The sequence below is a fragment of the Streptomyces oceani genome (assembly GCF_001751245.1).
GTDB lineage: Bacteria > Actinomycetota > Actinomycetes > Streptomycetales > Streptomycetaceae > Streptomyces > Streptomyces oceani.
The window spans coordinates 139,047-151,871 of sequence record NZ_LJGU01000115.1 but is presented as its reverse complement, the minus strand read 5'-3'; the positions used below and the strand labels follow the sequence as shown (position 1 = coordinate 151,871).

At 73.2% G+C, this 12,825-nt stretch carries 2 protein-coding genes; both read left to right on the top strand.

Annotated features, from left to right (window positions below; genetic code table 11):
• The first annotated feature begins 9 nt into the window (after window positions 1-9).
• A complete protein-coding gene (locus tag AN216_RS29625; RefSeq protein ID WP_244502386.1) occupies window positions 10-3,921 on the top strand; it encodes a type I polyketide synthase in 3,912 nt (1,303 codons plus the stop codon).
• 132 nt (window positions 3,922-4,053) lie between these two features.
• Window positions 4,054-12,825 (top strand): type I polyketide synthase (locus AN216_RS30085; protein ID WP_070196234.1); only part of this gene is annotated, 8,772 nt, incomplete at its 3' end.

The following is a 12,825-nucleotide window of genomic DNA, read 5'->3' as shown; positions in this document are numbered from 1 at the left end:
CGTGGTCCGGTGTTTGTGTTTCCGGGGCAGGGGTCGCAGTGGGTGGGGATGGCGCGGGAGTTGTTGGGTGAGTCGGTGGTGTTTGCGGAGGCGATGGGTGAGTGTGAGCGGGCGTTGGAGCCGTTTGTTGGGTGGTCGTTGGTGGGGGTGTTGGGGGATGAGGAGATGTTGGGTCGGGTGGATGTGGTGCAGCCGGTGTTGTGGGCGGTGATGGTGTCGTTGTCGCGGGTGTGGGAGTGGTTTGGTGTGGTGCCGGCTGCGGTGGTGGGGCATTCGCAGGGGGAGATTGCGGCGGCGGTGGTGTCGGGTGCGTTGTCGTTGGAGGAGGGTGCGCGGGTGGTGGCGGTGCGTTCGGGGTTGATTGGTGGGCGGCTTGCGGGTGGTGGGGGGATGGTGTCGGTGGGGTTGTCGCGGTTGGGGGTGGAGGAGTTGTTGGTGGAGTGTGGGGTGGTGGGTGTGTCGGTGGCGGCGGTGAATGGGCCGGAGTCGACGGTGGTGTCGGGTTCGGTGGTGGGGTTGGAGGGGTTGGTGGAGGCGTGTGAGGGGCGTGGTGTGTGGGTGCGGTGGGTGGAGGTGGATTACGCCTCGCATTCGGTGCAGGTGGAGGAGATTGAGGAGGAGTTGCGGGAGGCGTTGGTGGGGTTGGAGCCGAAGGAGCCGGAGGTGCCGTTCTACTCGACGGTGACCGCTGGGTTGTTGGACTGCCGGTTGGACGCCGATTACTGGTATCGGAATCTGCGGGAGCCGGTGCGGTTGGATGAGGTGGTGCGGTCGGTGCCTGGGTCGGTGTTGGTTGAGGTGAGTGCGCATCCGGTGTTGTTGGGTGGGTTGCAGGAGAGCGTGCCGGAGACGGCTGTGGTGGGTACGTTGCGTCGGGGCGAGGGGGGTGCGGATCGCCTGTGCACCTCGTTGGCGGAGGCGTTCGTCGCGGGCGCTGCGGTGGACTGGGCGAGCGTGCTGCCACCAGGACGACGCGTCGACCTGCCCACCTACCCCTTCCAACACGAGCACTACTGGCTCACCGCCGGCACCAAACACACCCCCGCGGACCCCTCCGACCTGGGTGTGGACGCCGCCACGCACCCCCTGTTGGGCGCGGCTGTCCCGCTGGCGGGCGGGGACCTGACCGTGCTCACCGGTCAGCTCTCCCGCTCCACCCACCCCTGGCTCACCGACCACGCCGTACGCGGCACCGTACTCGTCCCCGGCACCGCACTGCTCGAACTGGCTCTGCACGCGGGTGACCAGCTCGGCTGCCCCGAGGTGGAGGAGCTGACCCTCGCCGAACCGCTGACCCTCCCACCGGACGGCGCGGTTCAGCTTCAGCTGTCGGTCGGAGCCGAGGACGCCGGGCGACGCCCGCTGGAGGTGTACTCCCGGCACCCGGACACCGACTGGATTCGGCACGCCACGGGCACGCTCGGCACGGCGTCGACCGAACCGACTCCACCCGCTTTCCGAAACGCCGAACGGCCGCCGGAGGCACAGGAGATCGACCTCACCGGCTTCTACGAGGACGTCGCCCGGGGCGGTTTCCGGTACGGCCCGACCTTCCGCGGCCTCACCGCCGCCTGGCGGGCGGGCACGGAGATCCACGCGCGGGCGCGGCTGCCCGAGGACGCCGTGGCCGACCTCGAGGGTTACGGCACACACCCCGCGCTGCTCGACGCGGTGCTGCACGCCATCGGGCTGGGCGACTTCCTTCCCGAGAGCCAGGGGCACCTGCCCTTCTCCTGGCGTGGCGTGCGGTCGTACGGCACGGGCCCCGCGGAGCTGCGCGCACGGATCGCGCCGGCGGGACCGAACACCGTCTCACTGGAGGTGGAGGACGACGACAGCCGACCGATCCTCTCCGTCGAGGCACTCACCGTGCGCCCGGTCTCGGCCAGCCTGCTGAGCCGGCATCAGGACGGCCTGTTCCGGCTGGACTGGCAGCCGTTGTCCCCGCGGCCCGTGGCCGTGACGGGCAAGCCCCCCGTCCTGGTGACCGACCCGGACGAGCTGCTTCGGGTGGACCTCGACGCCGAGTTGGTGGTGGCCGCGACGCATCCCGCGCAGACCGACGGCGCGGACCCCCGGGAGGACGTACGGGCCGCGTTGGACCGGGCCGTGCGACTCGTACGCGGCTGGCTCTCGGTGGAGCGGCCCACGGACGCGCGTCTCCTCGTCATGACACGAGGAGCCTTCGCCGTGACCGAGGACGAACTTCCGGATCTGGCCACGGCCGCGGTGACCGGGCTGCTCAGGTCCGCGCAGTCCGAACACCCGGACCAGTTCGTCCTGGTGGATGTGGGCCCGGGGGATGAGGTGGCCGAGGAGGCACTCGCCGAGCTCACCGCCTCCGGTGAGGCTCAACTGGCGGTACGGGACGGCGCGACCCTCGTGCCTCGGTTGTCCCGGACGCGCTCCGAATCGGCACCGTCCCTGGGCGGGACCGGCACGGTGCTGATCACCGGCGCGCCGGGGACACTCGGCAAGCTCTTCGCCCACCACCTGGTGCGGGAACACGGCGTACGCAGCCTGCTGCTGGCGAGCCGGCGTGGTGACCAGGCGCCGGGCGCCGAGGAGTTGCGCGCGGAACTGTCCGCGCTGGGCGCCCGGGTGGACATCGTGGCCTGCGACCTGGCCCAGCGCGCGGAGGTGAGCCAACTCCTGGCGTCTGTTCCGCCCGAGCATCCGCTCACCGCCGTGGTGCACGCGGCCGGGGTGCTGGACGACGGAGTCGTCCAGGCAATGGACACGGAACGGATCGATCGGGTGCTGCGGCCCAAGCTGGACGCCGCCTGGCATCTGGACGAGTTGACGCGGGACGCGGAGCTGTCGGCCTTCGTGCTGTTCTCCTCCGCCGCGGCGACGTTCGGCGCGGCCGGGCAGGCCAACTACGCCGCGGCCAACGCGGCGCTGGAGGCGCTGGCCGTACGCCGCCGCAGGTCCGGCTCCGCGGCGACCGCCATCGCCTGGGGATTCTGGGAGCAGCGCAGCGAACTCACCGAGCACCTGGGGCGTACGGACCTGGCCCGCATGGCGCGTGGCGGCCTGCTGCCGCTCGCGTCGGAGCACGGCCTGGCGCTGTTCGACGCGGCGCTGGGCGAGCGTGACGGGAGCGTCGTCGCCACGGTCCTGGACGCCGGGGCGCGCCGGGACGAGGTGTCGGGGCTGCTGCGCGATCTCGTACGGCCGCGGGGCCGCCCCGGGACGGGCAGCACGCTCGCGTCCGCCGACACCTCCTCCGCCGCCGACACCTCCTCCGCCGCCGTCTCGTCCGCGCCGCCGGAGCGGGAGCTTCTGGAGCAGTTGGCCGCGGCCCCGGAGGAGGAGCGCCACCGGGTGTTGCTTTGGTTGGTCACTGGGCAGGTGGCGACCGTCCTCGGGCACGCCGAGCCGGAGGCCCTCGATCCCGGCCGTGGCCTGCTCAGCATGGGCCTGGACTCGCTGACCGCCGTGGAACTGCGGAACCGGCTGGGCCGAGGAACCGGGCTGCGGCTGCCCGCGACGGTCGTGTTCGACCATCCGACGTGCGACGCCCTGGCGTCCCTGCTCCACGAGCGGCTGGCGCCCCGGCTTCAGCCGCCGGCGGAGTCGACGGGGAAGTCGACGGGGGCAGCGGCACCGGGCCAGCCGCAGGAGGAGCCCGCCGTGGGCTTCCCGGAGCCGCCCATGCTCCCGGAACTGTCCCGCCTGGAGGACGCGTTCGCCGGGTTCGACCCGGCCGACGACAGCGGGGAGGAGATCACCGTACGTCTGGAGACGCTGCTGGGCCGGGTACGCGACCGTCTCCAGCACCCCCCCGCCCCGACGGCCTCCGGCCCGAGCATCCCAGCCCCTGCCGAGCCCGCCCCTGCCGAGGCGTACGACGCGGACCTCGGCGGAGCTACCGCCGACGAGGTCTTCGACCTGATCGACCGGGAGTTCGACCTGTGAGAACCCCACCCACGCCATAGCGGCGACGACCGTGGGCGGCCCTCGCCGCCGTGTCCCGCCACCAAGCTGGCCCGCGCCTCGCGCCGGACGGCCAGCGATCGAGCAACGACCGCAGAGCTTAGGGGAATCCGCGTGGACAACGAGCAGAAGCTGTTGGACTACCTCAAGAAGGTCACCACCGACCTGCGCCGTACCCGCGAACGGCTGCGGGAGGCCGAGGACCGGGCCAAGAGCGCGGAGCAGACCGACGAGCCCGTCGCGATCGTGTCGATGAGCTGCCGCTTCCCCGGCGGCGTACGCTCTCCCGAGGACCTGTGGGAACTGCTGCGCGAGGGGCGGGACGTGGTCTCGGGGTTCCCGGACAACCGGGGCTGGGACCTGGACGCGCTCTACGACCCCGACCCGGACCAGACCGGCACCAGCTATGCCCGTGAGGGCGGCTTCCTGTACGACGCGGACCGCTTCGACGCCGGCTTCTTCGGCATCAGCCCGCGCGAGGCTCTGGCGATCGACCCGCAGCAACGCCTGTTGCTGGAAGCCTCCTGGGAGGCCGTGGAGCGCGCGGGAATCGACCCGACCTCCCTGCGCGGCAGCCGTACGGGCGTGTTCGCGGGGGTGATGTACAACGACTACGCCGCGCGGCTGCTCCAACGAGCCCCCGAGGGCTTCGAGGGCTATCTCGGCAACGGCAGCGCCGGAAGCGTCGCCTCCGGCCGGGTGGCGTACACCCTCGGGCTGGAAGGGCCGGCGGTCTCCATCGACACCGCGTGCTCCTCGTCCCTGGTGGCCATCCACCTCGCGGCGCAGGCGCTGCAACGGGGCGAGTGCGAGATGGCGCTGGCCGGCGGCGTGACGGTCATGGCCACGCCCAGCGTCTTCGTCGAGTTCAGCCGGCAGCGTGGGATGTCGCCGGACGGGCGCTGCAAGCCGTTCTCCGACAGCACCGACGGCACCGGGTTCTCCGAGGGACTGGGACTGCTGGTGCTGGAGCGCCTGTCGGACGCGCGCCGACACGGCCACCCGGTGCTGGCCGTACTGCGCGGTGGCGCCGTCAACCAGGACGGCGCCAGCAGCGCGCTGACCGCCCCGAACGGGCCCGCACAGCAGCGGGTCATCCAACAGGCCCTGCACGTGGCACGGCTGACCCCCGACCAGGTCCAGGCGGTCGAGGCACATGGCACGGGCACCACTCTCGGCGACCCGATCGAGGCGCAGGCGCTGCTCGCGACCTACGGGCAGCGGCGCGCCGAACCGTTGTGGCTGGGCTCGGTGAAGTCCAACATCGGACATGCCCAGGCCGCCGCCGGCGTGGCGGGGGTCATGAAGATGGTGCTGGCGATCCGGCACGGCCTGCTGCCGCGGACCCTGCACGTGACCGAGCCCACCACGCGGGTGGACTGGTCCGAGGGCGCGGTGTCGCTGCTGACCGAACCGCTGCCCTGGCCGCGTACGGACGGACCGCGTACGGCGGCCGTCTCCTCGTTCGGCGTCAGCGGCACCAACGCACACCTGATCATCGGCCAGGCCCCCGAGGCCACACCGGCCGACTCCGGGCGGCCAGCTGACCTCGACCAGCCGGACCCCCCCGAGCCCGCGGGCGCCCCCGACTCGCCGTACCCCGGTCCGTACGCCTGGGTGCTCTCCGCTCGCGCTCCGGGGGCCCTGCGGGAACAGGCACGCCTGATCAGCGAGCGTGTCGCCGACCGGTCAGCGCTGGACGTGGCGCACTCCCTGGCGCTCTCCAGGACCCGTTTCGGCGAACGGGCCGTCGTGACCGGCGTGGACCGGGCCGAACTGCTCACCGGGCTGTCCGCGCTGGCGGCCGGAGAACCAGCCGCCTCGGTCGTCACCGGGTCGGCACCGGCGGGTACGGCGGACGTCGCGTTCGTCTTTCCCGGCCAGGGTTCGCAGTGGGCCGGAATGGCCCTCGACCTCCTGGCCTCCTCCCCGGTGTTCGCGGCTCGTATGGACGAGTGCGCCCAGGCGCTGTCCCCGTACGTCGACTGGTCGCTGCGGGAGGTGCTGGGGGACGAGGAGGCACTCGGCAGGGTGGACGTCGTACAGCCGGCGCTGTTCGCCGTGATGGTGTCGCTGGCCGAGCTGTGGCGCGCCGCCGGCGTACGCCCCTCGGTCGTGGTGGGCCACTCGCAGGGCGAGATCGCCGCCGCGTGTGTTGCCGGCGGCCTTACGCTGCCGGACGCGGCGCGGGTCGTCGCGCTGCGCAGCCGGGCGCTGCGGGAACTCGCCGGTCAGGGCGGCATGGTCTCGCTGGCGCTGTCCGAGACGGAGGCGCGCCCGCTGCTGACGGCGACGGCGGACTCCTCGGCGGCGGACACGGGCGGCCTGTCCGTGGCCGCCGTGAACGGACCGTCGGCCGTCGTCGTGTCCGGCGACCCCGACTCCCTCGACGCGCTACTCGCCCGCTGCGAGGCCGAGGGCGTACGCGCCCGCCGGGTGCCCGTCGACTACGCCTCGCACTCGGCCGGGGTCGAGGAGATCCGCGCGCGCCTGCTCGCCGAACTCGCCCCGATCACGCCGCGTACCAGCGAGATCCCGTTCCACTCCACGGTGACCGGCGAGCCGCTCGACACGAGCCGACTGGACGCCGACTACTGGTATCGCAACCTGCGGGAGACGGTGCGGCTGGAGCAGGTCGTCGACGCCCTGACCCGGCGTCGGGTCAGGGTCTTCGCCGAGATCAGCCCGCACCCCGTGCTCGTCCCCGGCATCGAGGACACCGTGGACGCCGCGGGCGGGCGTGCCCACGCTCTCGGCACGCTGCGCCGGGACGACGGCGATCTGGCGCGCTTCCTCGCCTCGGTCGCACAGGCGCACGCGTACGGCGCCGAGGTGGACTGGCCCGCGCTGATGCCCGGCGGCGAATCGGTGGACCTGCCCACCTACCCGTTCGAGCGGGAACGCTACTGGCTCGACCCGGTGGACGGCCACGGCGACCTCGGCAGTACCGGCCTGGGCGCGGCCGGTCACCCGTTGCTGGGCGCCGCGGTGGCCCTCGCGGAGGGCGGCGGCCATCTCTTCACCGCGCGGCTGTCCCGCCGCAGCCACCCGTGGCTCTCCGAGCACGCGGTGGACGGGGCAGTGCTGCTGCCGGGGACGGCGTTCGTCGAACTGGCGCTGTACGCCGCCCAACGGACCGACAGCGCGGGGGTGTCGGACCTCACCCTGGAGGCGCCGCTGCTGCTTCCTCCGGACGAGGCCGTACAGATCCAACTGGCCGTGGGGCCGCCCGAGGACGGCGGGCACCGTTCGCTCGCCCTGCACTCCAGGCCGGAGGGGACGGACGGGGCATGGACCCGCCACGCCTGCGGCACGCTCGCCGACGGAGCCCCGGCGCCGGACCACGGCGACCCGGAGGAGACCCTGACGGTATGGCCACCGTCCGGCGCGGCCGAGGTCGACGTGGCCGGAATCTACGCCGGGCTCGAAGCCGCCGGACTCGACTACGGCCCGGTCTTCCGCGGCCTGCGGTCCGCGTGGACGCGGGAGGGCGCCATCTTCGCCGAGGTGCGGTTTCCCGAGCAGCCCGACGCCGGAGACCCCACGGCGTACGGGCTGCACCCGGCGCTGCTCGACGCGGCCCTGCACGCCCTGGGGGTCGGCGAGTTCACGGACCGGCGGGCTCGGCTGCCGTTCTCCTGGAACGGCGTCACGCTGCGCTCGCGCGGAGTCTCGAACCTCCGGGTGCGGCTCGATCCGCGCGCGGAGGACGGCGAGGGGACCTTCGCACTGACCGTCGCCGACAGCGCCGGCGCTCCGGTGGCCCGGGTGGACTCCCTCGTCCTGCGGCCACTGCTGACGCAACCGAGCGGCACCCCCCAGGGGCTGTTCCGGTTGGACTGGACACCGCTGGACGACACGACGCGCACACCCCGCCAGGTCACGGACAGTCAGCCGGAGACCCCGTCGGAGACCGGCCCGGAGACCGACCCGAGGACCTGGACGATCCTGGACGACACGGCGCGGCTGGAGGCACTGGACCCGGTGCCGGGCACCGTCGTGTTGCCCCACCCCTCCCACCCGCTGTCCGTGCGGGAGGCGCTGGCCCGTACGTTGCCCGTACTCCAGCGGTGGCAGGCCGAGGACCGCTACGCGGACTCGACCCTGGTGGTCCTGACCCGGGGCGCGGTCACGACCGAGCCGGGCGGCGCCGCGGAGGTCGATCTCGCGCAGGCGGCGGTGGGCGGACTGGTGCGCTCCGCCCAGGCCGAGGACACCGCTGGGCGCCTGGTGCTGCTCGACCTCGACTCCGTCGAGTCCCTCGACCGGGTGCTGCCCACGGCGCTGGCCATGGACGAGCCCCAACTCGCCGCCCGGGACGGGCGACTGTACGCACCACGACTGGTGCGCGCCGATCGGGACGCTGACCAGGGTGCCGGTGAGCGGACGGATCGGGTGGTGGGTGGGCGGGTGGGTGCTGCGTTGGTGACGGGTGCGTCGGGGGTTTTGGGTGGGGTGGTGGCGCGGCATGTGGTGGAGCGGTGGGGTGTGCGGGAGGTGGTGTTGGTGTCGCGTCGGGGTGGTGGGGCGCCGGGGATGGGGGAGTTGGAGGAGGAGTTGGTGGGGTTGGGTGCGCGGGTGCGGGTGGTGGCGTGTGATGTGGGTGATCGTGGGGCGTTGGCGCGGGTGGTGGAGTCGATTGAGGTGTTGTCGGTGGTGGTGCATGCGGCGGGTGTGGTGGATGACGGGGTGGTGGGTGGGTTGGATGTGGGGCGTGTGGAGCGGGTGTTGGGTCCGAAGGTGGATGGGGCGTGGTGGTTGCATGAGTTGACGTGTGGGCGGGAGGAGGTGGTGGATTTCGTGTTGTTCTCGTCGGCTGCTGGGGTGTTCGGTGGTGCGGGGCAGGGGGGTTACGCGGCGGCGAACAGTGCGGTGGACGCGTTGGCGCAGTCGCGGAGGGCGTGGGGGTTGCCGGCGACCTCGCTGGCCTGGGGACTGTGGGCGGAACGCAGCCAACTGACCCAACAGTTGACCGACATCGACGTACGTCGCATGTCCCGCTCCGGCATCACCGGACTGTCCACCACCCACGGGCTCGCCCTGCTCGACGCGGCGCTGCGCGGCACCGACGCGGTCTACGTGCCCATGCGGTTGGACACCGCCGCGCTGGACGCCGCCACGGCCCCGGCACTGCTACGCGGCCTCGCCAGGCCGACCCGACGCGCCCCAGGCCCACTCGGGCACGCCGCTTCCGGCCCTCACCTGACCGACCGGCTCGCCGAGCTTCCGGCCGACGACCGGCACCGCCTGCTGCTGGATGTCGTACGGACCCACGCGGCAACCGTCCTCGGACACGACTCGCCCCAGCGGGTGGGCCCCGAACGTGCCTTCTCCGAGCTGGGCTTCGACTCGCTGACCTCCGTCGAGCTGCGCAACCGGCTCGCCACCGCCACCGGGCTGCGGCTGCCCGCCACCCTCGTCTTCGACCACCCGACCCCGGACGCTCTCGCCACTCGGATCAGCGCTGACCTGCTCGGCGGTTCGCACGACTCCGCCACGTCCGGCACCCCCGTGCGGACCCACCGCGCGGACACCGACGACCCCCTCGCCATCGTCTCCATGAGCTGCCGTCTGCCAGGTGGGGTACGCGCCCCCGAGGACCTGTGGGAACTGGTGCTCGGGGGCCAGGACGCGATGGGGCCGGTGCCGGCCGGACGCGGCTGGGACCTGGACGCGCTCTACGACCCCGACCCCGACCGGGCGGGCACCACGTACGTGCGCGAGGGGGGTTTCCTGCCCGACGTCGACCGCTTCGACGCGGAGTTCTTCGGGGTGTCACCGCGTGAGGCGACCGCGATGGACCCGCAGCAGCGACTGCTGATGGAGCTCGCCTGGGAAGCGATCGAACGCGCCGGAATCGCCCCGACCTCGCTCGCCGGAAGCGACACCGGCGTGTTCGCCGGCACCAACGGCCAGGACTACGGCACCCTGCTCGCCGCCTCGCCGGGTGGCGGGGAGGGCTACGTGGCGACGGGCAACTCCGCCAGCGTCGTGTCCGGCCGGGTGGCCTACGCCCTCGGTCTGGAGGGCCCGGCCGTCACCGTGGACACCGCCTGCTCCTCGTCCCTGGTGGCGCTGCACCTCGCCGGCCAGGCGCTACGAGACGGCGAGTGCTCGCTTGCCCTCGTCGGCGGGGTCGCGGTGCTGGCGACGCCCACCGCGTTCATCGACTTCAGCCGGCAGCGGGGCATGGCCGCCGACGGCCGTTGCAAGCCGTTCGCGGCGGCCGCGGACGGCACCGGCTGGGGCGAGGGCGCGGGGATGCTGTTGGTGGAGCGGTTGTCCGACGCGCGCCGGCACGGGCACCCCGTGCTCGCCGTGGTACGGGGCAGCGCGGTCAACTCCGACGGCGCCTCCAACGGCCTCTCAGCCCCGAACGGCCCCTCCCAACAGCGGGTCATCCGCCGTGCGCTGAGCCAGGCCGGACTCGAGTCCGGCGACGTCGACGCCGTCGAGGCACACGGCACCGGCACTGCCCTGGGCGACCCGATCGAGGCGCAGGCGCTGCTCGCCACCTACGGGCAGGGCCGCGGCCAGGAGCCCTTGTGGCTGGGCTCGGTGAAGTCCAACATCGGCCACACCCAGGCCGCCGCCGGCGTGGCCGGAATCATCAAGATGGTGCAGGCCATGCGGCACGGGACACTGCCGCCGACGCTGCACGTGGACCAGCCCTCCACACACGTCGACTGGTCCCAGGGCGCGGTGTCGCTGCTGACCGAGCCCACCCCCTGGCCCCGTACGGGACGACCGCGTCGGGTGGGCGTGTCCTCCTTCGGTATCAGCGGCACCAACGCGCACACCATCATCGAGCAGCCCGACCACGACATCGCGGGCCCGCCATGTCCGGAAGCCGCCGAGCACGACGGCGGCGCGCCCACGGCCATCGGCGAGGTGACGGATACTCCCAGCAGCCCGCTGCCGTGGATGCTCTCGGCGAAGACCCCGTCCGCGCTGTGCCAGCAGGCCACCCGGTTGCTCGACCGGCTCTTCGGCGACCCGACGGTGCGCTCCGTGGACATCGGCTTCTCCCTGGCCACCGGGCGTACGGCCCACCAGTACCGTGCCGCCGTGGTCGGCCACGACCGCGCGGACCTCGTACGGGCGCTGTCGGCTCTGGCCACCGACGCCCCGGACCCGGCACTGGTGACCGGGGAGTGCACGGGCACCGGCCGGAGCGCGTTCGTCTTCCCGGGACAGGGGGCGCAGTGGGCCGGAATGGCCCTCGACCTCCTGGAGTTCTCCCCGGTGTTCGCGGCTCGTATGGACGAGTGCGCCGAGGCGCTGTCCCCACACGTCGAGTGGTCGCTGCTGGAGGTGCTGCGCTCGGAGAGCGAGTTGGCACGCGTGGACGTGGTGCAGCCGGCGCTGTTCGCGGTGATGGTGTCGCTGGCCGAGCTGTGGCGCGCGTACGGTGTCGCGCCGCTGGCGGTCGTCGGACACTCCCAGGGCGAGATCGCGGCGGCCTGCGTCGCCGGCGCGCTGTCCCTCGCGGACGCCGCGCGGGTGGTGGCGCTGCGCAGCCGGGCACTTCTGGCACTGGCCGGTCAGGGCGGCATGGTCTCGGTGCCGCTGGCCGAGACGGAGGCACGCGCACGCCTGGAGCCCGGCCTGTCCATCGCGGCGGTGAACGGCCCCACGTCGGTGGTGGTGTCGGGCGAACCCGCCGCCCTCGAGGCGCTGTTGGACCGCTGCACGAGCGAGGGGGTGCGGGCGCGGCGCGTCCCGGTCGACTACGCCGCCCACTCGGCGCACGTGGAGCGCGTTCGTACGGAACTGTGCGCCGCGCTGTCCGACATCCGGCCCCGCGCCGCCGAGATCCCCTTCTACTCGACGGTGACCGGCGAGAGCCTGGACACCACCACTCTGGACGCCCACTACTGGTACCGGAACCTGCGCGAGACCGTGCGGCTGGACACCGCCGTCGAGAGCCTGCTGGAGCAGGGCCACGACCTCCTGGTCGAGGTCAGCCCGCACCCGGTGCTGACCGGCGGTCTGCGGGAGCTCGCGCCCGAGGCCGCCGTCGTCGAGTCGCTGCGCCGTGCGGAGGACGGGCCGGCACGGTTCCTGCTCTCCCTGGCCACGGCCCAGGTGCGGGGCGCCACCCCGGACTGGCACGCCCTCTACCCGGACGGACGTCAGGTGCCGCTGCCCACCTATCCCTTCCAGGGGCGGAGCTTCTGGCTCGACCACGGTGCCGGCGCCGACGTCGCCTCCGCCGGGCTGGGAACGGCGGAACACCCGCTGCTGGCGGCGAACGTCTCCGTCGCGGACACGCACCAGACGCTGTTCACCGCACGCCTGTCCCAGCGCTCCCCGGGCTGGCTGGCCGAACACGCCGTGCACGGCACCGTCCTGCTGCCCGGCACCGCCTTCGTGGACCTCGCGGTGTACGCCGGAGACCACGTCGGCTGCCACCTGGTCGACGAACTGACTCTGCACGAGCCGCTGGTGCTGCCGGAACGCGGCTGGACGCAGGTGCAGTTGGCGGTCGGCGCCGTGGACGAGACCGGCGCCCGCCCGCTGGCCGTACACGCACGACCCGAGGAGGCGCCGGACGCGCCGTGGACCCGACACGCCACCGGTCTGCTCGAACCAGGTGACCCGCGCCCGGGCGGCTCCCCGGAGCTGCCGGAGTTCACCCGCGCGTGGCCGCCGCGCGACGCGGAGCCCGTCCCGGTCGAGGACCTCTACGACCGGCTGACCGACGCCGGATACGGCTACGGTCCGCTCTTTCGTGGTCTGCGCGCCGCCTGGCGGTACGGCGAGGAGGTGCTGGCCGAGGTGGCACTGCCCGAGGACGCCGACGCCGGCTCGTTCCCGCTGCACCCGGCCGCGCTGGACTCCGCGCTGCACGCGCTCGCCGCCGTACGGGACGGCTCCGGCCGG